16 protein-coding genes are annotated in these 22,571 nt (G+C 44.9%); 14 read left to right on the forward strand and 2 right to left on the reverse strand.

The window, feature by feature from the left end; genetic code table 11:
* Positions 1–94: 94 nt before the first annotated feature.
* The 6 genes from AB4027_RS04335 (at position 95) to AB4027_RS04360 (ending at position 7,814) form a co-directional block, all read left to right on the forward strand.
* Positions 95–1,534 (forward strand): glycoside hydrolase family 1 protein, encoded by a 1,440-nt coding sequence (locus AB4027_RS04335; RefSeq protein ID WP_368646119.1) that lies wholly within the window; start codon positions 95–97, stop codon positions 1,532–1,534.
* 123 nt (positions 1,535–1,657) lie between these two features.
* On the forward strand, positions 1,658–2,569 hold the full coding sequence (locus AB4027_RS04340) for a diacylglycerol kinase family protein (protein ID WP_368646120.1): 912 nt from the start codon (positions 1,658–1,660) through the stop codon (positions 2,567–2,569).
* A gap of 250 nt (positions 2,570–2,819) precedes the next feature.
* Positions 2,820–3,437, forward strand: a complete 618-nt coding sequence (locus AB4027_RS04345) for a hypothetical protein (RefSeq protein WP_368646121.1) — start codon at positions 2,820–2,822, stop codon at positions 3,435–3,437.
* Positions 3,438–4,087: 650 nt separating this feature from the next.
* Complete coding sequence (locus tag AB4027_RS04350) at positions 4,088–4,999, forward strand: nuclease-related domain-containing protein (protein WP_368646122.1); 912 nt, start codon at positions 4,088–4,090, stop codon at positions 4,997–4,999.
* Between the two features lie 661 nt (positions 5,000–5,660).
* Positions 5,661–6,416 carry a type I methionyl aminopeptidase gene (gene map, locus AB4027_RS04355; RefSeq protein ID WP_091486240.1) on the forward strand — a complete coding sequence of 252 codons (756 nt, stop codon included), beginning with the start codon at positions 5,661–5,663 and terminating at the stop codon, positions 6,414–6,416.
* Positions 6,417–6,569: 153 nt separating this feature from the next.
* Positions 6,570–7,814, forward strand: coding sequence for a CinA family nicotinamide mononucleotide deamidase-related protein (locus tag AB4027_RS04360; RefSeq protein ID WP_368646123.1), 1,245 nt, complete (start codon positions 6,570–6,572; stop codon positions 7,812–7,814).
* A gap of 130 nt (positions 7,815–7,944) precedes the next feature.
* Here the strand turns inward: AB4027_RS04360 and AB4027_RS04365 are convergent, their stop codons facing one another.
* On the reverse strand, positions 7,945–8,805 hold the full coding sequence (locus tag AB4027_RS04365) for a MurR/RpiR family transcriptional regulator (protein WP_368646124.1): 861 nt from the start codon (positions 8,803–8,805) through the stop codon (positions 7,945–7,947).
* Positions 8,806–8,945: 140 nt separating this feature from the next.
* Here AB4027_RS04365 and gnd point away from each other — a divergent pair, with 140 nt between their 5' ends.
* The 8 genes from gnd to AB4027_RS04405 all read left to right on the forward strand — a co-directional run bounded on the left by gnd (position 8,946) and on the right by AB4027_RS04405 (position 21,431).
* Entirely contained in the window at positions 8,946–9,845 is a 900-nt protein-coding gene (gnd, locus tag AB4027_RS04370) for a phosphogluconate dehydrogenase (NAD(+)-dependent, decarboxylating) (RefSeq protein ID WP_368646125.1), read from the forward strand.
* A gap of 90 nt (positions 9,846–9,935) precedes the next feature.
* Entirely contained in the window at positions 9,936–11,279 is a 1,344-nt protein-coding gene (locus AB4027_RS04375) for a GntP family permease (protein WP_368646126.1), read from the forward strand.
* A gap of 81 nt (positions 11,280–11,360) precedes the next feature.
* Positions 11,361–12,893 carry a gluconokinase gene (gene gntK, locus AB4027_RS04380; RefSeq protein WP_368646127.1) on the forward strand — a complete coding sequence of 511 codons (1,533 nt, stop codon included), beginning with the start codon at positions 11,361–11,363 and terminating at the stop codon, positions 12,891–12,893.
* Between the two features lie 880 nt (positions 12,894–13,773).
* Positions 13,774–14,418: a YesL family protein gene (locus tag AB4027_RS04385; RefSeq protein WP_368646128.1), complete on the forward strand. Its 645-nt coding sequence runs from the start codon at positions 13,774–13,776 to the stop codon at positions 14,416–14,418.
* Positions 14,419–14,480: 62 nt separating this feature from the next.
* Positions 14,481–15,485 (forward strand): LacI family DNA-binding transcriptional regulator, encoded by a 1,005-nt coding sequence (locus AB4027_RS04390; RefSeq protein ID WP_368646129.1) that lies wholly within the window; start codon positions 14,481–14,483, stop codon positions 15,483–15,485.
* 243 nt (positions 15,486–15,728) lie between these two features.
* Positions 15,729–17,186 (forward strand): hypothetical protein, encoded by a 1,458-nt coding sequence (locus AB4027_RS04395; protein WP_368646130.1) that lies wholly within the window; start codon positions 15,729–15,731, stop codon positions 17,184–17,186.
* Positions 17,187–17,324: 138 nt separating this feature from the next.
* Positions 17,325–18,305, forward strand: coding sequence for an acyltransferase family protein (locus AB4027_RS04400; protein ID WP_368646131.1), 981 nt, complete (start codon positions 17,325–17,327; stop codon positions 18,303–18,305).
* A 1,263-nt stretch (positions 18,306–19,568) separates the two neighbouring features.
* The gene (locus tag AB4027_RS04405; protein WP_091486281.1) at positions 19,569–21,431 is read left to right on the forward strand and encodes an LTA synthase family protein; all 1,863 of its coding nucleotides are present in this window, start codon (positions 19,569–19,571) and stop codon (positions 21,429–21,431) included.
* Between the two features lie 79 nt (positions 21,432–21,510).
* On the opposite strand, the gene galE is transcribed toward AB4027_RS04405, so the two are convergent.
* Positions 21,511–22,524 (reverse strand): UDP-glucose 4-epimerase GalE, encoded by a 1,014-nt coding sequence (galE, locus tag AB4027_RS04410; protein WP_368646132.1) that lies wholly within the window; start codon positions 22,522–22,524, stop codon positions 21,511–21,513.
* Positions 22,525–22,571 lie beyond the last annotated feature (47 nt).

Here is a 22,571-nt window from a genome sequence, read left to right on the forward strand (position 1 = left end):
ATCTTTTTTCGCACGTGGTCAGGGTCGTTTTGCTGGATAAATAGTTTTAATTATATTTTTCAAAATATAAAAAATCAGATTTAGGAGTGAGTCAATGTTTCATAAAGAACACGATGCCTTTCCGAAAGACTTTTTATGGGGATCTGCATCAGCCGCCTATCAAGTCGAAGGCGCAATGAGTGAAGACGGCAAAGGAGAATCTGTCTGGGACCGATTCGTCAAGATCCCGGGAAAGACCTTTAAAGGAACGACAGGAGAAGTGGCTGTCGATCATTATCACCGCTACAAAGAAGACGTCAAACTGATGGCGGAGCAGGGACTGAAAGCTTACCGCTTTTCGATCGCCTGGTCACGCATCATCCCGGACGGTGACGGAGAAGTCAATGAAAAAGGGCTTGAATTTTACGACAACCTGATCGACGAGCTGCTGAAATATGATATCGAACCCGTTGTGACTTTGTACCACTGGGATATCCCTCAGGCTCTGCAGGATAAATACCAGGGCTGGGAAAACCGTCAGGTCATCGAGGACTTCACGCGCTATGCCGAAATTTTGTTCAAGCGCTACAACGACAAAGTAAACTACTGGGTCAGCTTAAATGAACAGAACATCTTCATCATGCTGGGCTACCGTATGGCGGCGCATCCACCGAATGTCACGGATGAAAAACGCATGTATGCGGCCAATCATATCGCCCATCTCGCTAACGCATCAGTCATTAAGCGTTTCAGAGAACTGGGCATGAAAGGCATGATCGGTCCGAGTTTCGCCTACGGTCCGACGTATGCTTTAGACAGTCATCCGTTGAACCAGCTGGCTGCTGAAAATAATGAAGAGTTCAATGCTCACTTGTGGATGGACATCTATGTGCGCGGTGAATATCCGTCTGTGGTCTGGAAGTATCTCGAGCGCCATGATCTGGCTCCAGAGATAAAATCAGGGGACACAGAACTTCTGAAAGCCGGCAAGCCTGACTTCATGGGACTGAACTATTATCAGACCGCCACAGTCGAAGCGAATCCTTTAGACGGTGTGGGTGCGGGTAAAATCAACACGACCGGTAAAAAAGGAACAAGTGAAGCGAGCGGCGTACCCGGACTGTATAAATCTGCGAAAAATCCGTTCATCGAAAAAACGGACTGGGACTGGGATATCGACCCGACCGGCCTGCGTGTGGCCATGCGCCGCATCAACAGCCGCTACCAGCTGCCGATACTGATCACGGAAAACGGACTGGGTGCGTATGATGATCTGGAAGAAGACGGATCGATCCATGATGACTACCGCATCGACTTCTTGAGAAACCATGTCAAGGCGATCCAGGAAGCCATCACAGACGGTGTCGAGGTATTGGGCTACTGCACCTGGAGCTACACGGATCTCTTGAGCTGGATGAACGGCTATCAGAAGCGTTACGGTTTCGTTTATGTGGACCGTGAAGAACTGGACGAAAAAGAACTGAAACGCTACAAGAAAGACAGTTACTTCTGGTACAAGAAAGTGATCGAAACGAACGGTCAGGAACTGGATTGAGTGTTTTAATATAGAAGAAATGGAAATGGTCTCGGGGCTCTCGAGACCATTTTTTCGCATATCGAGGGACTTTACAGTAAAATAGTAAGAGTAAAAGACGTTTACATAAAGGAGACTGGTGATATGACTAAAGCTGTAGTGATCGTGAATCCGTCGAGCGGGCGGGCCGAGGGTGAAGAATATGGTCCAAAAGCTCAGACTGAACTTGAAAAATTGTACGACGAAGTGGAACTGAGATGGACAGAAAAAGAAGGCGACGCCACCGACTTTGCCCGGGAAGCCGCGCGTGAACACGTGGATGCGATCTATGCTTTAGGGGGAGACGGCACCGTGAACGAATGTGTGAACGGGATCGCGCCTGAAGACCATCGGCCGCCGTTCGGTTTTATCCCGCTGGGTACCGTCAATGACCTGGGACGCGTGTTAGGCATTCCGATGAATCCGGATAAAGCAGTGAAACAGTTGACGAACCGCCGAAAAAAAGCCATCGATATCGGCAAGATCAATCAGAAGTATTTTGTCGATATCGTTGCCATCGGGTCGATCCCAGAAGCCGTTCACTCCGTACCCGTGGAGGAAAAAACCAAGCTGGGCCCCTTTGCTTATATCATGGAAGGGCTCAAAGCTTTGTCTGAAAAGGAAGTCTACCCGTTTGCCTTCGATATCGAAGGGAAAGTATCTGAAGTGAATTCATTTTTGGTGGTCATTGCTTTGACCAACTCAGTGGCCGGTATTCCGACCATGATCCCGGAGGCCAGCGAAGATGACGGCTATCTGCATCTGCTGGCAGTGAAAGCAGACAATTTTGCCCAGCAGGTGAATCTTGTGCCGAAAATATTTGCCGGAAAAATACCTGAAGATGATGAGATCTTCTACCGCAAGTTTACAGAAGCAGAGATCTCCCTTACGGATGAGAAAAAGTACGAATCCGTCATCACCAATGTCGACGGCGATGAAGGCGATCATCTGCCGATAAAACTGAAAGTATTCAAGCAGCATATGCAAGTCTTTGTACCTGACAATGCGGACAAATAGTTGTATACTCTAGGTGAGAACTAGGGAATGGCTTCAAACCCAGCCCTGGTTCCTGAAGCAGCTTTCTTACCAGATGGACCGTCCTCTTATTAAAATTCACTGTTCACAGAAAAATCAAACCTTTTTCCTCAATTGAATACACTTTACCCCTATGCTAGAATAGGAGAGGAAAATAGTTAAGATAAGTATTCAACGAACACGACAAATTTTGATAATGAGCGAAGAAAATCAATCAAGAGGACGGTCTTTTATGGCAAAAACGAAAGTCAGAGAAATACTGCAGTCAAATGATACACCGAAAGAAAAATTTGAATACCTGTGGGGATACTATCGCTGGCATGTGGTCATTCTCGTGTCAGGGATATTTTTTGCGGGCTATTTATTCGTCGACTGGATGAACCGGCCGATCACCGCTTTCCACGTGACTGTGCTGGCACCTGAAGTGGATACCGAAGAAGAGAACCAGCTGACAGAGGACCTTAATCAGCTCATACAGCCGGAAGGACGCAACGAAAAAGCATACGCCTCGTTTACGCCTCATGGTCAGCTTGCCGAGCGGTTCACCGCCCAGCTGACGGCTGCTGAATATGATGTCATCTTAATGGACGAACCGGCCTTCAGAGAGTATGCCGACTTTGGCACCATGCAGGAGTTCCGTCTGAGCGGCTTGGATGAAGAAGACTACTATCAGCCGGATGTCTATGACGATCCGATGGCAGTTGATTCAAGCCATTTTGATATATTCAACCAGTATGAAACCACATCAGACATGGTCGTCATGATCCCTGAAAACAGCCGGCGCCGCGACGCCATCACAACCTTTTTCGAGACCCAGGGTTATGACATCGAATTCATCGACAACGACTAAATAAAAAATGGCAAGCCTTCGACTCCGGTCGAAGGCTTCTTTTTCATCTTTAAGTTCAGGGAGGATGAAACTGGCCGGGCCAGTTTCACCATTACAAGATTTTAATGTGGAACATACGCGCTTTTTGGCGCGTATGGGCATTATAGAGAGCGGATTTGCGGTTTTTTCATACGGTTTGGCTTATTCAGATATGGAGGAGTAAAAATGTAGTCTAGAATTGGAGGGTTCGGTAAGTTAGATACGACCTAAGCAATCAACTTGTCGAAGTTCACGTTATTCGGTAAGTAGCTGGTGGAACTGATGATCTAATTACCGAAGTAGGTGTGCCTTCGACACTTAGGAATTAAATAATGCAATCTACTTACCGAATTGAAGCTTCTTCGGTAAGTAGATTGAGTTTACAAAATCCTAACTACCGAACCCTGCCTAACTTCGACATTTAGAAAGGAATCGAAACGACGTACTTACCGAAGTTATCCTAATTCAGTACTTAGGAAATGAGTAATTGATCCTACTTGTCGAACCTTGCCTCAACAAACAACTATAGTCAGTAAAGTGATCAGTATTTAAAATATCTAACCGATATTCTGAATAATTTTCATGATTATTTAATTTATTTGACAATATCTATAGTATGGGAGGGATGGAAAATGTTACTAAAACAAAGAGAGAAGTCGAAAATTCATTTAGGTCTGCTTGCACTAGATAAACGAATGGTGTTGGAGGATACCGATCGCAATTACTTGTTAAATCTTGAAAGAGGTTATAAGGGAGAAGAATTGTTTGACGACTATGTCAAACAATATCTGACTAAGGAAGTTATTGTATTAAATGATTTGCTGCTCACCAGCAGAGGAAGTTCGTTCCAGGTGGACAGTGTGATCATCACCTCGGATACACTCTATATGTATGAAATAAAGAACTATAAAGGAAATTACCAGATGAATGCAGGACAAATAGTGACGCTCACTGGTCAAGAGATCAATAACCCGGTGAATCAAATCAACCGGGCAAAAACATTAATGAAACAGATGGTGAAAGATTTTGGGTATGGAATAAAAGTGGATGCTTCAGTGATATTCGTGAATCCGACTTTTTATTTATATGACGCTAAAACGACCGTCTCTTTTATCTATCCTAACCAGATCGAGAAACACTTTAATGATATGAACAACCGCCTGACTCCATTAACAAAAGAGCAGCAATATTTGGCACAAAAGCTGATACAGGAAAATAGAGAGTCGGTACCCTATCAGAAAGAACTTCCGGATTTTGAATACAGTAAATTGAAGAAGACTATATACTGCAGTTTATGTGGAAAGGATCGTTTGAGGGTCACTCGAAAAAGAAGCTATTGTACAACTTGTCAACATCAGCAGGGACTGGAGAAGACGATACTAGAGCATATCGCAGAGTTCAAACTGTTGTTTCCTAATGAAAAAGTGACGGTACAGCTCCTGTATGACTGGTGCGGTGGAAAAGCGAGTCCGCGTCGACTCAGAAAAGTCTGCGGCACACATTACAAGAAAATAGGAACAACAAGTAACAGTTACTACGATTAAACTAAAATCTGAAAGCCTTCGACTTCACGGTCGAAGGCTTTTTTATGAAATTTTAAAGGATGAAACTGACTCATGTCAGTTTCAAAAGCATTAGAACTTAAAAAGGGAACCTATTCGATGAAAACGAATAGGTTATTGAAGTAAAGAGCGTTTAGTTGGTGGTTTGGTAAGTAGATTATGGATACGCTCAGCTACATACCGAAGTTAGAGATATTCGGCAAGTTCATCCTAAACATACACAGCTAATTACCGAAATTTGTACACCTTCGTCAATTAGAAAAGAATAGTTGTATCCTAACTACCGAAGTAGCATTTATTCGGTAGTTAGGGTGCAAGTGGATGAATCTATCGACCGAACCTACGCTATATTCGTCACTTAAAACTTGTTCACTGGAATGTACTTACCGAATTTGGCGATATTCGACAAGTAGGTTGCAAGTTGAGCATCCTAACTACCGAACACGTCCATTATTAATAAAATTAAAAAATTAAAATGACGTCAGAGCCGAATACCAACAAATCCACGAACCCCGATTCGGTTCATACACGCCGGCAGCGCGTATGCTCCGTCTTAAAATCACTTCTTTCAAGAAAAAGGTTTTTAAAAGGCGGTGTTTTCGCTATAATAGTAAGGGAAATGAATAGTGAAGGAGAATGTTTTGTGATCACCTTGAAATCACCTCGCGAAATCGAAGCGATGGACAAAGCGGGCGACGTGCTGGCGAAGATCCATGAGCATCTGCGCGACTTTATTAAACCGGGCATCACCGGCATGGCTATCGAAAAATATGTAGAAGAATTGATGGAAAAATACGGCGCGACAGCTGAACAGAAAGGTTTTGAAGGCTACGAGTATTCCACCTGTGTCAGCGTCAACGACGAGATCTGTCACGGCTTTCCGCGTGAAGATGTCCTGAAGCAGGGCGATTTGATCAAAGTGGATATGGTCGTCAACCTGAACGGCGCTTTAGCGGATTCATGCTGGAGTTACAGTGTGGGGGAACCGACGCCGGAACTCAAGAAACTGATGGACGTCACGAAAGAAGCCTTATACAAAGGCATCGAAGCTGCCAAACTGGGTAACCGTATCGGTGACATCGGTCATGCGATCCAGACATACGTTGAAGCAGAAGGCTTTGCGGTGGTCCGCGAATTTATCGGACACGGCATCGGCCCGACGCTGCACGAAGCACCAAGTGTGCCGCATTATGGCCAAGCCGGAAAAGGCTCGCGCCTGAAAGAAGGCCTCGTCATCACGATCGAACCGATGGTAAATACCGGGACGTGGCGCTCGAAAATGGACAGCAACGGCTGGACAGCCCGCACCAAAGACGGCGGACTCAGCTGCCAGTACGAACACACCATTGCGATCACCAAAGACGGTCCAAAAATCCTGACGAAACAGGAAGGCGAATAGCCCGACTCAACTGAATAGAAAACAGAAGAAGTGCGCAGCCGCGCACTTCTTTTTTTAGAGAAAAACCACACGACCACACCTTACATATACGTTTAAATCCTCACTTCTGATACAATGAATGAGAGAAGAAACACTTTGCAGAGGAGAATAGCTATGAAAACAGAAATCATATCAGTCGGGACCGAGCTCTTGATGGGCTATGTTGTGGACACCAATGCCGGAAAGATCGCGCAGGAATTGTTGACGATCGGCTTGGGGACCTATTACCAGCAGACGGTGGGAGACAATCCCGAGCGTTTACGTGAAGCTATAAAACTGGCGTCGGAGCGGTCCGATATCATCATCCTGACCGGTGGACTGGGGCCGACGCAGGACGACATCACCAAACAAGTGGCTGCAGAATTTCTAGACGATGAACTGGTTTTAGATGACGGACAGCTGGATATCATAAAAGCTGTGTTCAATAAGCGCGGCACAGAGCCGGACGAGAATGTCTACCGCGAAGCCTTGACCTTTAAGCACGGCCAGACACTGCTCAATGACGTGGGCCTGGCCTGCGGATCCGCATTTAAAAGAGAGACAAAGGCAGAAACCAACCAGCACATCATCCTGCTCCCAGGCGTTCCGTATGAAATGACCTATATGCTCAAGCACAAGGTGAAGCCGTACTTAAAAGAAATCATCCAGAAAAAAGGCGTCATCGAGTCCTTGTTCATGAATTTCAACGGGGTCGGCGAGTCGCGGGTGGCCATGCTTTTGAATGATAAAATCGAGAACCAGACGAATCCGACGATCGCCATGTATGCCAAGCCGCGGCACATCACGATCCGCCTCACTTCCAGTGCTAAAGATGCCAAAACAGCGGCACAAATGAACCAGGAAACAGCGGATGAGATCCAAGAGATCCTGTCAGACAACTTTATCGGCTACGGGGAAGACCAGACGATCGAAACGTATGTCGTGGAACGACTTAAAAAGAAGACCCTGACTCTGGGCATCGTAGAAGGCTTTACATCTGGGCTCATCATGAGTTCGCTCTCAACGGTAGCCGGGGTGTCTTCGGTCTTTGCCGGCGGACTGGTCTCGTTGAACACTGAAACGAGTGAGAAACAGTTCGGTCTCACGGATCTAAAAAGCAAAACACTAGAAGACACGGCTAAAATACTGGCAGAAGAGTGTGCAGAAACCTTTCAGACCGATATCGGCTTGAGCGTCACAGCGGAAACCACACTCAACACATCTGGTCAGCTGATGTCCGGTACCGGCCACATCGCTGTTTTCATAAAAGGCGAGCCGGTCAAAGTGAAGCCGTTCCCGCTGCCGGAAAAGCCGCAGCCTGTGTTAAGAGAGCTGCTCAAAAACGAAGCACTGGCGTTTTTGAAAGATGCAGTGGAGTAGCATCACCAAAGAGATTTTTTCTGCCAGAAAATCGATTCACCCACAAATCGATCCGCACAATCAATCAGTGCAAACAAAAAAGGCTTGAATCTCACCAGATTCAAGCCTTTTCTACTATCCAGAAGAAACCTTACAGACGTTTCTTCTGGATCGCTTTTCTGACATGTTGCAGAGAGGCCTGACCTTTGTCATCCAGCGAAGCCATGACATTCACGTACAACGCATCTAAAATGCTCAGCTGGGCGATGCGGGAGGCCAGGGCTTCCGAGCGAAAATCGGTTTCTTCCGACAAGGTATACAGAGAAATATCGGAACCCTGACTGAGCGGTGACTGGGTGAAGCCGGTGATGCAGATGGTCGTGACCTGCTGATCCTTGACCGTTTCCAGGATCTCCAGGATATCTTTGGAGTGTCCCGTATGCGAGATCAGGATAGCGACGTCGCCTTCTTTCAATTGAGACGCCGAGATCAGCTGCATATGGGAATCACTCTGGGCGCTGACGGTCAGGCCGGTCCGGATAAATTTATGGTAACCGTCCATCGCAATGACGTTCGATCCGCCGAAGCCGAACAGTTCGATCTTGCCGGCGTGAAGGATCGTGTCGACCGCCCTGGAAAAATCTTTGTCGTCGATGACTTCGAGCGTGTCCTGCAGGGTCTTGATGTTGGAACAGAAAACTTTTTCCAGGATCGTTTTTTCATCGTCGCTTTTTGATACTTTCTCGTGGACATCTTTCATCTCATTCACCGATTCCGTAGCCAGAGAGATCTTCAGATCCTGAAAACCTTTGTAGCCGAGCTTTTTACAGAACCGGAACACAGTGGAGTCGGCAAGGTTCAGTTCTTCAGCGATTTCATTGATCGTCCCATGGATGATTTTCTCCGGATGTTCCAGGATGAACTCCGCCATCAGACGTTCCTTGTCACTTAATGTAGAAAAGAGAGAACGGACCCGCATCTGCGTATTTTTTGTTTTAAAAGACTCATTCATACACTCACCTCGTTAGTTCTTTTTTTCAGTATAAAGTAAAATCACAAAAAAAGAAATATTTTTCTTGAAAAGGCTTGCAAAGAATAAAATTCTTTTGTATACTTACACCATAGAAAAAAATTTCATAAAGGAGGATGAAAATGGAGTTAGCGATTTGTGGATTAGGAAAAATGGGAATGAACCTGGTACTTAATTTATTGGACCACGATCATAAGGTCGTTGCATACGATATCGATGAGGAACTGATTGCTGAAGCAGAAAGGAAAGGTGCCACAGGAGCCGCGTCACTAAAAGAGGTCGTGGATCACTTGCCGGACAAGAAAATCATCTGGATGATGGTCCCGGCTGGCGACATCACGGAAAACCTTGTAACCGATATCACACCGCTGCTTTCCGCTGGAGACGTTCTGATGGACGGTGGAAATGCCTTGTACAAAGATTCGATGAGACGATATGACACGCTCAAAACGAAAGGGATCCATTATATCGATGTCGGCACGAGCGGCGGGATGGAAGGAGCCAGAGAAGGCGCCTGTACGATGGTCGGCGGTGACAGAGACGTCGTTGAAGAGATCGAACAGATCTTCCAGGACATTTCAGTCGATAAAGGATACTTATACACCGGGAAATCCGGCAGCGGACATTTCCTTAAAATGGTCCACAACGGCGTGGAGTACGGCATGATGCAATCGATCGGGGAAGGTTTTGATATCCTTGAAAAGAGTGCCTTCGACTACGACCATCAAGACGTCGCTAGAGTCTGGAACAACGGATCGGTCATTCGATCCTGGCTGATGGAACTCATGGAATACGCCTTTTCAGATGATCCGAAGCTGGATGACATCAAAGGAGTCGTCCATGCATCCGGTGAAGGGAAATGGACCGTTGAGACCGCTATGGAACTGGAAGCAGCTGCCCCGGTCATCGCCTTGTCGCTGATGATGCGGAACCGTTCGCTGGAATCCGATACGTTCAGCGGGAAAGTGGTAGCCTCACTTCGCAATCAGTTCGGCGGCCATTCAGTCGAGTTGAATGATTGATAGACAACTAAAAAGGATCGGAAAATTACTATATAAATACAGTTGGAACTAATTGATTGCTATAAATACATTTAAATTGGAGGAATTATAATGGATGGAACACTATTGATTTTCATGGCGCTGGCCGGGATCGCGATTCTTTTATTCCTGGTCATCGCATTCAAAATGCATGCGTTTGTTGCTTTACTATTAACAAGTTTGATCGTCGGTGTCGCAACAGGCATGCCACTTAACGGGGTCATCGACTCTGTGATAAGTGGGATGGGCGGGACCCTCGGATTTGTCGCCATTGTCGTCGGCCTTGGCGCCATGTTCGGTAAGATGCTGGAAATCTCCGGTGGGGTCGAGCGGCTCGCAAGCAGTCTGTTGAATAAGTTCGGGGAAGATAAAGCACAGTGGGCCTTAGGCATCGCCGGCTTCCTGGTCGCTATCCCGGTATTCTTCGATGTCGGTTTCATCATCTTAGTACCGATCGTTTACGGCCTGCAGAGAAAAACGGGGCGTTCACTGCTTTACTACGGTATCCCGCTATTAGCCGGGCTGGCCGTCACGCACTCATACATCCCACCAACTCCAGGTCCGATCGCCGTGGCTGATCTAGTCGGCGCTGACTTAGGCTGGGTCATCCTGTTCGGATTTATCGCAGGTATCCCTTCAATGATACTTGCCGGCCCTGTCTTTGGTAAATGGATATCAAAACGCATCAATATCGGTATCCCTGAATACATGAACTTGGAAGATAAAGAATGGGACAAAGAACTGCCAAGTTTCGGTATGATTGCATCGATCATCCTGCTGCCTTTAGCTCTTATCCTGTTTAACACACTATCGACTGTTTTGTTTGCAGAAGGCAACATCATCCGCAGCATCTCGACCTTTATCGGGCATCCGATCGTCGCTTTACTGCTGGCTACATTAGTCACATTCACTGTATTAGGTACAAAACGCGGCTATACCCGTAAAGAAGTTCAGGACATCGCGACCAAATCACTGGAACCTGTCGGGATCATCATCCTCGTGACCGGTGCCGGTGGTGTCTTCAAACAAGTCCTGATCGATTCAGGCGTGGCACAGGTATTAGGTGAGCAGATGGCTGCGTCACCGCTGCCTCCGATCCTTCTGGCTTTCGTTCTGGCTTCTGCCATCCGTATCGCCCAAGGTTCAGCCACCGTTTCCATGGTCACGGCAGCCGGTTTGATGGCTCCTGTGTTACCTTCGATGGGCGTTGAAGGTCCCGGACTGGCGCTGATCGTTATTGCCATCGCTGGTGGGGCAACAGCCTTCTCACACGTCAACGACTCCGGCTTCTGGCTGGTTTCACGCTACTTCGGTCTGGATGAAAAAGACACACTGAAAAGCTGGACGGTCATGGAAACCATTATCGGCTTCACAGGACTTGCTATGGCGATGCTTTTAGGCGTATTCTTTATGTAAGACGAACTAATCAGTAAAACAGAAGAAGCTTCTCCAGGAGAGGCTTCTTCTTTAGATTCAAGCACAGAAAGGGGTCATGAAATGAGTCATTATTCAATCGGTGCAGATATAGGCACGACGAGCACCAAAGCGGTATTATTTTCATCAAAAGGAGATATCGTCCATCAGGCGACGGTAGAGTATCCTTTATTAACACCGGAACCCAAAGCAGCAGAGCAGGATCCGGATGAGATCGTGGAAGCAGTCGTGACAGCCATTCAGAGCGTCATGGCAAATTCCGGGGTGGACAAGAAAGACATCACCGTCCTTTCGTTCAGTGCCGCGATGCACAGTCTGATCGCCGTGGATGCAAAAGGGAAGCCGTTGACCAAGTCTCTAACCTGGGCGGATCAGCGCGCAGAACCGTATGCCAGACAGCTGAAAGAAACGAACGGGAAGTCGATCTACGATAAAACCGGGACGCCTATCCATCCGATGTCTCCCTTGACGAAGCTGATGTGGCTGAAAGCGGAGCAGCCGGACATTTTCAACAAAGCCAGCCGGTTTATCGGGATCAAAGAGTACGTCTTTAACCATTTTTTCAATAAGTATGTGGTGGATCATTCTATCGCGTCCGCAACGGGCTTATTAAATATGTATGAGCTGGACTGGGACAAAGAAGCCCTTGAAACAGCCGGCGTGACAAAAGACCGCTTATCTGAACTTGTGCCGACGACGGCCGTGTTCACGGATATGGATCCTGAACTGGCTGAACGCATGGGGATCCATCCCGATATGAAAGTCGTTATCGGTGCCAACGACGGCTGCCTGGCCAATCTGGGCGTGAACGCCATTGAAAACGGCGTGGTTGCTGTATCGATAGGTACCAGCGGCGCGATCCGGACTGTAACAGACAAGCCGGTCTCCGATCCTAAAGGCCGTATTTTCTGCTATGCCCTGACTGAGGATCACTGGGTCATCGGCGGACCGGTCAACAATGGCGGCATGATCCTGCGCTGGCTGCGGGATGAGCTGTGCGCTGAAGAAGTCAGTGCTGCCAAGGCACAAGCGTGTGATCCCTATGATCTCATCACGGAAAAGATCGCCAAAATCAGTGCCGGTTCAAACGGTCTGCTTTTCCATCCGTATCTGTCGGGAGAAAGGGCTCCTTCGTGGAATGCCAATGCCAGAGGTTCCTTCTATGGCCTGGCGATGCACCATAAACGCGACCACATGATGCGTGCCGTGCTTGAAGGGATCAATATGAACCTTTATATGGTCCTTCTTGCTCTGGAAGAAGTGATCGGGATACCGGATCGGATCCATGCGACAGGCGGCTTTGCCAAGTCACCCGTATGGCGTCAGATGATGGCCAATATCTTCAACCAGGAAGTGCATGTCCCGCAGACGGTAGAAGGCGCCTGTCTGGGTGCGGCCGTCTTAGGTAAATATGCCATTGGTGAGATCGACGATTTGACCGAAGTCAGACATATGGTGGAAACCAAAGAAATCACCGTACCGGAAGCCGAGGAAGTGGCGGTCTACGAAGAACTGATGCCGCTTTACATCCGTCTAAGCCGCTTGTTCGAAGAGGAATACGAAGCCATTACTGCTTTCCAGCAGAAACACAAGTAAAAGCTATAAAAGTATCACACTGAACGAGTGGCCCATCGGTAAAGGTGGCGCTCGTTCAGTGTTTTTTTGTTTTCGAAGTGATTTGAAGATGAAGAGGGTGGCAGAATGTCACCCTCTTTTCCTAACCTAAAAGACTTTTCGTAAAAGGGCATCCCAAAATTCAGCAGTCACTATTCATTTAGGACTGGTTCGTCACTTAGGTGAACAAGCCACTCGCCTAAGTGACGAACAAGGCTAACTTCGGTAAGTACGTGCTTACGATCTAGCCCTAAGTGTCGAAGTCGGGGGAGGTTCGGTAATTAGGAATAAGCTAAAGCAGCCTACTTACCGAAGAAGCGCCAGTTCGGTAAGTAGCAGGACAACCTTATTTTCAAAGTGTCGAACACATGCCTGCTTCGGTAATTAGTGGCATGGCCGGGCCCGCTACTTACCGAATACAGTAAACTTCGACACGTTCGTTTAGAAATCCCGATCCTACTTACCGAACCACATAAAACGACACCAAAAACTCCGCACAAACCCTTATCTGCGTCATGCCAAACACACAGTGACCTGCAATCCTTCTCTAAAAGCACTTAATAATGTGCAGTCTCGCTGCCGAGCGAGACTGATCCACTTTGAAATAAAAAAATCGTTAAGCACCAATGATTTTGTATAGTTATAGTTAAAAAAACCCGTCATTACGAGCAGGAAACTTGTCAAAAAAAATGTCATTTTTAGGTAAACGATTTCACAAATTATAAAATAACAGTTGCACTTTTTAAAAATAAGCATTAAAATGACTCATGAATTCAACTGGTGGCTTTGAAAGAGAAAAAGTGAGGATATATTTCAAATATCCCTGTTTCAAAGCAGCCAGTCAAAAGAAAGGAGTGATCGAATGGAAAATGCAGAAGGTGGATCAATGGATCTCATCATGAAAGGGTTCGACTGGCTCGCCACACTGGCATTTCTTAACATCTTATGGTTAGGTTTTACACTCGCGGGAGGAATCCTGTTCGGAGCGGGGCCGGCGACGTTTGCTGTGAATGCACTAGTCAAAAAGAAACTGCACCAGGGCGATCTGTCCCACGTGTTCACGAAATTCAAAACAGAATTCAAGGAACACTTCAAAGAGGGGAACCGTTATTTCTGGCTGGTAACTGCTGCATCGCTGTTTATCTATGTCGATATCCGTGTGATTCAGGCTTTACCGCAGAACACGTTCATTCAATTAATTGTCTTGCCTTCACTGTTAATCTTAAGCGCTTTAGTCATTATCGTCGCAACATTCGCTTTAGGTGTCTATTTCGAGTTCGGTGATTCGGTTATAAAAAGTCTGAAAGATGCTTTCTGGCTGACACTTATTTCACCTGTCGCAGGCATCATGATCGTCCACGCCTTTTTGATCGGTCTATTAATATACGCCTATGTACCGGCTTTGATCATGTTTTACTCGGTTTCGTCTTATGCGTTTGTTACGCAATGGATCATGTCAAAAACCTTTAAACGAATAAAAAGAAAAAAATATTCAAATAGTTATTGACATCGATTTCATAGTGCGATATAGTTACACATGTAAAGCGCTTTCGATTGGAGAAGAACATTATGGTTACGATTTATGATATCGCTGAACATGCCGGATACTCGATCGCTACGGTATCCAAAGCCTTGAACAATAAAAAGGTGAGTGAAAAAGCGAGACGAAAGATTATGGAGGCAGTTGAAGAACTGCACTACACACCTAATTCTTCTGCTCGAACACTTGCAACCAATAAATCCTGGATGATCGGTGTGGTCTTCGGAGAGAATCTCGGTATCGGGATCGCCCATCCAATTTTCAGCCAAGTCATCGAAGGATTTAAAAAGCACGTTGAGTTATATAACTACGATCTGCTTTTCGTTTCAAGACACATGGGACTTCAGCAGGAAACATATAAACACTTGCTTCATCGTGGAGTAGACGGGATCGTTATTATCCAGTCTCATGGTGAAGATGAAATATCCCAAGTGGATCACATGATCCCGACTGTCTATATCGACAGACCAACGGATGAACCAGGAACGGTTTACAGTGACAATCACGCTGGAAGTCGACTGGCTGTCAATCACTTCGTTGAAAACGGTCACACTAAAATCGCTCATATCAGAGGGAATCAGACGACTTTTGCCGGTATCGAACGGGCCAAGGGGTTTGAAAAAGCCATGAAAGAACAAGGGCTGCCTGTAAGAGACGAGTATTTAGTAGATGGCGGTTTCTACTCTCAAGCGGGTGGACGTGAAGCAATGATCCGTCTGTTGTCTTTAAAAGACCGACCGACCGCTGTGTATGTGGCGGGGGACGAAATGGCGATAGCCGCCATGAAAGTCACGAAAGAATGGGGACTCAAGGTTCCTGAAGATATTTCATTTATTGGTTTCGATGATATAAAGCTAGCCCAGCACGTCGATCCGGCACTGACGACGATTCGTCAGGATAAAGAACTGATCGGACAGCAGGCAGCAATCATATTGCTCGATAAAATCAATAGCATAGATCCAACTCAAGAAGTGGATAAAAAAATGGTGCCTGTATCATTGATCAAAAGAGATTCGGTACACCGCCTTGCTTAAGCAAGGTACCATTTTATAAATAAAAATTAAGCGCTTAAGGCAAGAGTGAAATGGAGTTTAAACGAAATAAAGGGGGAAATGAATAGAATAAAGAGATTGTAAGCGTTACAAATAGAAATGAAAGTCGAAATCGCATTACTTTTTATTTGAAATATAATAATGCAAAAAAGCGTAAAAAAACTCCATTGATAGAAAGATGCCTTCTTCTATGAAGCCTTCTTCAATACGATTAAAATCTGGGGTGTGAGCTTTGCCATTCAAATCACCATTGCCATGGGACTGGTGCTCCTGTTTTCAGACATGCGCCTGAAACTGAAGGGCTTGAATACGTTCAGAGCGTTATTCTTCCTACCGAATATCATTACGATCGCTTCAGTGACACTGCTGTTCAGCATCCTGCTGAACTGGAAATACGGTCCACTGAATCAGATGCTTTTGAGCTTAAATCTTATCGATTGTCCGATCAATTGGCTGAACGATCAGGTGTTTGTCCAAGGGTGGGTCGCTCTGATCGGTGCCTGGATGTGGTTCGGGTGTACATTCATCATCCTGATGGCTGGTATTTCCAGTATCCTAAAATGTTTTTATGAAGCAGCTTATATCGATGGTGCAAAACATTACGAAAAACCAGCACCCTTCAACCAGGACTTCTATATGATCCTGAACCTGGCTGTGGGCGGCTGGTACGGCTTGGAACCGGATGCGTCAACTGAATTACCTGGACAAGTCGAAGTGGATTATGTCCGCGTCTATGAAGATGCCAATGCAAACTATGACAAGTCACCATCACCGCTGAAAGAAACAGTCGAAGAACCGGAAGAACCGGCAGACGACTTGGACCGTGACCCTGCCAACTGGGAAGCTGTCGGAGACAACCTGGTCACAGACGGATCGTTTGATGATACAACGACTTTCGGAGCCCCAGAAAGTGACGCCACCTGGAAGATCTTCAACATGGCTGACCATGATCCAAACGGCGGCAAAGGCGAGTTTTCTGTTGTAGACAATGTCTTGAACACCGTGATCCAGCAAGTCGGCTGGGACTGGTGGCAGATCCAGTTATACCAGAACCTGGACGTTGTTCCAAGCGGCACTTACAGACTGTCCTTTGACATGGCATCCGAACACGCAAGAAATGTCCGTGTCGAACTTATCAATGCCGGTCTTGAGGTCATGGACTTTACAGTGAACGAAGAAATGAACACCTATGAAGCCATCGTTGAAATCGAAAACGGCGAAGAGCTGCAGCTGTTGTTTGGCTTAGGCAGACTGCCGGAAGATGAAGAACTCGAAACGCCTTACACGGTGATGATCGATAACGTCAGCCTCAAAGAAGTCGAATTCGTTGTGGAAGAAGAACCAGTCGAAGAAGAGCCAGGTGACGAAACGGATCCTGAAAACGGTGAAACACCGGTCGAAGGAGAAGAACCCGGTGATGAAAACGACGACAAGAACGACAACAAGAACGACGATAAACAGGAGAATGAAAAAGATGACGAAAAAGACGATCTGAAAGATGATCAGGACGAAGAGAAAGATAAACAAGACAAAGACGATAAGAAAGAGGCAGAGAAATCAGATGCTGAAGATGAAGAAGGCGAAAAACTGCCTGAAACAGCCACAGCTGTTTGGTCATTCGGTGCGCTCGGTTTGACTGGGCTAGGGACCGGACTGGGCTTGAAAGTCTTTAAAAAGGACTAAGCTAAACCAATAACTATCAGAACGTCTTCCGGACGAGCGATCCTCCCGGAAGGCGTTTTTGATTTGCCTCATAGCAAGCATAAAAGTTGTCTGGATCAGCGTATAGACGTATACTCTTTGTTAAGAAAGAGGTGCGCTATGGCAAAACGCAATTATACGATCGACATCATCAAGGCACTGGCGATCATCTCGGTCATACTTATCCATGGCTTATCCAACGCGACACTTTACGATATCCTGGCGCCTTACTACATCTGGCAGACGGTCCCAGTGTTTATGATCTTAATGGGCTATAACGCCGCCAACTCCTTCATGAGAAAGGGATACGAAAATCTTCCTGACATCCTTGCCCGTCATTATCTCCTGAATAAAGCGGAACGCATCCTGCTGCCGTTTGGTATCATCTGGCTCATGCAGGTGCTGATCCAGTTCTTTTATTTTGAAAACAGGGATATTGGGGAGCTCCTCCTTTCTTTTGTGGAAGGCGGCTACGGTCCAGGCAGTTATTTTATTCCGCTGCTGATCCAGGCAACGATCCTTATCCCGTTCATCTATCTGATCCTGAAAAAACAGCCGACAAAAATGATGATCCTGCTGTTTTTTGTGAGTCTATTGATCGATTTGGCTTCATTCTGGTTGAATATTTCCGGTAGCTTATACCGCATCCTGATCATCCGCCACCTGTTTTCAGTGACCTTAGGGATATGGTATGCCTTGGAAAAGTCGACCATCAAGCTGAAGTGGCTCGTTATTCCGGCTATTGCGAGTCTGGCGTACATCACGGCCGTCCATTACTATAACTGGGAGCTGATCGTCGAAGAATACTGGCACAGTCAGCACGCCCCGTCCTATTTTTACGTGCTGTTCATCATCATGATCGGTATGAAGCATCTGGAAGTCGGTAAAGAGTCCCTTCTTGAAAAGTTCTTTATACTGATCGGACAGGCGTCACTGCATATCTACCTGACCCAGATGTTTTACTTCTGGTTCCTGCACGAACGCCTGCCGGATTTCAGCGGCTTTATGTATCTTCTGATGTTTCTGACGATCCCCATCGCTTCAGGCATCGGTTTTTACCTGCTGGATGGCTACTTGAACAGGAAAGTCATTAAAAAGTAGAGCATACGCGCAGGCTTGCGCGTATGACCATCATGAAAAGTAGTTTGCGGGACAAGTGGCTAGTAATTTCTGGATCACTTGTCCCGCTGATCGGTTTCCGGACCAAGTGGTGCTTAGAGACTGTCCCACTTGTACCGCAAATGGCTATTCGGAACAAGTTTCAATGATAAAGAGTCTCACTTGTTCCAAATAGATCTTAAAAATTTGAAAAAGCCGCCAGCGATGGCGGCTTTGCTTTTAATAGATAAAATTCGGTACATGTGAGCTAATAGTATACTGCCGCATGTACCGAATGTGTGTATATAGGAATAAACTGACTTTAAAGGTGAAGTAAGCAGCATGAAATAAGGTGTTTTCTGCACTAAAGAATGCCTGAAAAAACTTAAAGAGTTTTACAGGTCGTAAGGGGATCCGTCTGCTTTGATGTAAGTTTTCTTTTTGCATTTAGTGCAGCGTTGGGTATAACAATATGAATGATGAGGGTGTTCTTTAAAGTTGGTCCCCTTTAGCGCTGATCTGCACTCCGGATTGCTGCAAGGAACAGACATCAGATTTGGGAGCATTTTATTCATCCTTTCTTTCTTTGAGTTTAATGTAACGCTCAAAAAGAAGGGAGTCAAGAATGTTTATAAAACACTGTTATTTTTTATGCATTAAGTGACAAAAAAGTGAAAATTGCCTGGTGCTGTAACGCTTGAGCAAGGAAAAGTTAAACCATAAAACCCATAAAATTAAAATAATAAACGCATAAAATTATCAGAAAAGGTATGATTTTGTATTAATATACTTTCAGGGGAAACAAAGGCGCAGTCGTGCGTGTATGAACGTCATAAAAAGTATTAATCGGGACAAGTGACAAGAAAAATCTTCCTTACTTGTCCCGCTGATCCGTATCAGGAACGAGTAAACCACAGAAAAATACCACTTGATCCATAACCGGCTATTCAGTACAAGTTGCAGCGTTAAAAAGACAAACTTGTATTGAGTATCATATAAGTAGTTAATATACAGATCCTGGCACTTTAAAATACGTGAAGTCGTTAAATTTGTTATAGTTCACTTATCTCTGTTAATAAATTGTTATCTTACGACGAGCAATATATTGAAAGTGTGTACTCAATGTTGTTTACGCAGTCATAAAACTGTACAAGACGATGCTATAATAGAGGTTTTTTTCATCATTTTATAATAATATTTACAAATCATACAAAGAATAGTATAGTGGTATAGATATTAATAATCATAGAGAGGTTGAATATTATAATGATAAATAAAGAGAAATACGCGGGACGGGTGTTTAGATATTTCCTCTTTGGTATATTTGTTTCTTTGATATCAGCATTCGTCATGCAGTATTTTTTTACTCAGTTTAATTTTCAAGACACATACTTTTTTGTTTTTCATTCTCACACAAAGCTCTTTTTATATGGTGCAGGACTACTTTTCGTAGTATACATGTGGTTAACAGCGCTTACAGGAAGCTCTGTTTTAGGAAGTTCCATACTAATGTTTTTGTCTATACTTTTAAGTTTAACCTCCTATGTGAAATATCAATATCGTGTTGAACCTCTATATCCAAATGAATTAGGAATGGTTACAAATCTTTCGGAACTAGCTACTATGGTCAGTACAGCAGACATATTAATGGCAGCTGGGGTAATACTGCTTACATCAATAACGACTTTTATATTATATAAAAAATTTTCAACTAAAAAAGAATACATTTCTCCAAAGACAGTTCATTATGGCTGGAGGATTTTAACACTTATTATTTCAACTTTTTTTATGATCTATGTCACTCATTTTAATGGTTCAGGTAATCAAATCAAGGAACATTTTTCCAACTATACCAGATGGGTAACATATAACCAGAATATGAATTATCAGCGGAATGGTTTTATAGCAGGTTTCTTATATAATTTAGGAACAGTAAATATGGAAGAACCTGAAGACTATTCAAGAGATGAAATAGAGAGAATTTACAAAAAATATTTAGAGGAAGCTGAAAAAATCAACCAAAATAGGACTCAAAGCAAGATAAATACTAATCTTATATATATTATGAATGAATCGTTTTCTGATCCCACTAAAATTAATGGTTTTTCAACGGATCAGGATCCAATTCCTTATACAAGAGAACTTTTGAATAATACACTGAGCGGAGAGTCTTTAGCATTGAATATTGGTGGCGGCACAGCCAATAGTGAGTTTGAAGCACTTACCAGTCTTTCAAAGGAACCTTTTAGAGTGAGTGTTCCATTCGTTGAAGCCGTCAATATTATGCACAAGGTCCCATCCATTGTAAAAAAAGCAAACAATGATAAATTAACGACAACAGCTATTCATCCCTACGATCCAACGTTGTACAGACGTTTATCAGTATACGAAAAATTGGGTTTTAGCGAATTTTTATATGCAAAAAATATGAAAAATACTGAGAAGATGGGAAATAGCCGACATATTTCTGATCGTTCTGCATATAAAGAAAGTATAGAAGTAATTGAAAAAACTGAAGAAAAAGATTTTATTCATCTCGTAACCATGCAAAATCATGGTCCTTACCAAGGAAAGTACGAAGATCTTAAATTCAGTACTAACGCTAATGGTACCGAATCGAGCTTGGAGGCGGATAGTTACCTTGAAGATCTTCACAATAGCGATTTAGCACTAAAAGAGTTCTTAGAATATTTAGAAAATCAAGAAGAAGAGTTTTTAGTTGTATTTTGGGGTGATCACCTTCCTGGTATTTATAGCGAAGAAGTTCTTAGTGAAAACAGTGATTTAAATATGAGAGAAACACCATTATTTTTCTACTCTAATAAGCAAGAACTATCTGGAGATGTTGGAACAATAAGCCCGATGTTTCATACTAATCAAGTTCTTGATATATTAGATATTGAGGTATCTCCTTATGAAGCTTTGGTAGATAATCTAGAACAGAAATTGCCTGGTCTTAACGGAGGAGTATACTTGGAGAGAAATAGTGAAAAAGTCATTTCATCCAGAAATGAATTAAGCAAAGAAGCCCAAGCTATACTCAAAGATTTTAACTTAGTTCAATATGACATTGTTTCAGGCAATGAGTACGGTAAGAAGTTAGGTCTTTTTGAAATCAAAAGCCAATAATAAAAATCATTATTGTGTTATTTTCTTCTCTGTTATAAAGAAAAAAGCCGCCATCGCTGGCGGCTTTCCTTATAGTCTTTTAACTCTCGTATCCGTTCGGATTCGATTTCTGCCAGCGCCATGAGTCACGGCACATGTCTTCGATCGAATAGGTGGCTTCCCAGCCGAGTTCGTTTTTGGCTTTAGTAACGTCGGCGTAGCTGGTGGCGATGTCGCCGGGACGGCGGTCGACGATTTCGTGCGGGATCTCAACATCATTGGCATTTTCGAATGCATGGATCACATCCAGCACGGAATAACCTTTACCGGTCCCTAAATTATAAGCTTCGACGCCGGTCATGCCCATGACTTTCTCCAACGCCTTGATATGGCCTTTCGCCAGGTCGACCACGTGGATGTAGTCGCGCACGCCGGTCCCGTCATGTGTATCGTAGTCTGAACCAAACACAGATAGCTTCTCGCGCTTTCCGACAGCGACCTGAGTGATATACGGCATCAGGTTGTTCGGGATGTCGTTAGGGTCTTCGCCGATGCGTCCGGATTCGTGGGCGCCGATCGGGTTGAAGTAACGCAATAATGCGGCACTCCACTGATTGTCAGCGATATACTGATCCTGGATGAACTGCTCGATGAACATTTTTGTGGTCCCGTAAGGATTCGTTGTCGACAGCGGCATGTCCTCGGTGAACGGCGCTTCATTCGTCATGCCGTAAACGGTGGCGCTTGAACTGAAGACGATTTTCTTCACGTTGTATTCGTTCATCAGCTCCATCAACACGATCGTACCGTTCAGGTTGTTGCTGTAATATTTCAGCGGCTGGGCCACAGATTCTCCGACGGCTTTGTAACCGGCAAAGTGGATTACCGCTTCCAGTTCGTGCTGCTCAAAGACCTCGCGCAGGGCTTCCTTGTCGCAGATATTCACTTCGTGGAAAGGGATGTCTTTTCCTGTGATGTCTTTCAGACGTTTCAGGACTTCCGGTTTTGAGTTGGAATAGTCGTCAACGATCACCACATCATATTTTTTTTCGATGAGTTCAACGACCGTGTGGCTGCCGATATAACCGGCACCACCTGTAACTAATATAGCCATGAGTTTCGCTCCTTCATAAGTAGTATTTTTTACTAAATTTTACTCTT

Origin of the sequence: Alkalibacterium putridalgicola (genome assembly GCF_040959045.1) — a bacterium.
Classification (GTDB): Bacteria; Bacillota; Bacilli; order Lactobacillales; family Carnobacteriaceae_A; genus Alkalibacterium; species Alkalibacterium putridalgicola.

Coding starts and splice junctions, on each gene's coding strand:
- AB4027_RS04335 (WP_368646119.1), top strand. CDS start 95: ATGTTTCATAAAGAACACGATGCCTTTCCGAAAGACTTTTTATGGGGA.
- AB4027_RS04340 (WP_368646120.1), top strand. CDS start 1,658: ATGACTAAAGCTGTAGTGATCGTGAATCCGTCGAGCGGGCGGGCCGAG.
- AB4027_RS04345 (WP_368646121.1), top strand. CDS start 2,820: ATGGCAAAAACGAAAGTCAGAGAAATACTGCAGTCAAATGATACACCG.
- AB4027_RS04350 (WP_368646122.1), top strand. CDS start 4,088: ATGTTACTAAAACAAAGAGAGAAGTCGAAAATTCATTTAGGTCTGCTT.
- AB4027_RS04360 (WP_368646123.1), top strand. CDS start 6,570: ATGAAAACAGAAATCATATCAGTCGGGACCGAGCTCTTGATGGGCTAT.
- AB4027_RS04365 (WP_368646124.1), bottom strand. CDS start 8,805: ATGAATGAGTCTTTTAAAACAAAAAATACGCAGATGCGGGTCCGTTCT.
- gnd (WP_368646125.1), top strand. CDS start 8,946: ATGGAGTTAGCGATTTGTGGATTAGGAAAAATGGGAATGAACCTGGTA.
- AB4027_RS04375 (WP_368646126.1), top strand. CDS start 9,936: ATGGATGGAACACTATTGATTTTCATGGCGCTGGCCGGGATCGCGATT.
- gntK (WP_368646127.1), top strand. CDS start 11,361: ATGAGTCATTATTCAATCGGTGCAGATATAGGCACGACGAGCACCAAA.
- AB4027_RS04385 (WP_368646128.1), top strand. CDS start 13,774: ATGGAAAATGCAGAAGGTGGATCAATGGATCTCATCATGAAAGGGTTC.
- AB4027_RS04390 (WP_368646129.1), top strand. CDS start 14,481: ATGGTTACGATTTATGATATCGCTGAACATGCCGGATACTCGATCGCT.
- AB4027_RS04400 (WP_368646131.1), top strand. CDS start 17,325: ATGGCAAAACGCAATTATACGATCGACATCATCAAGGCACTGGCGATC.
- AB4027_RS04405 (WP_091486281.1), top strand. CDS start 19,569: ATGATAAATAAAGAGAAATACGCGGGACGGGTGTTTAGATATTTCCTC.
- galE (WP_368646132.1), bottom strand. CDS start 22,524: ATGGCTATATTAGTTACAGGTGGTGCCGGTTATATCGGCAGCCACACG.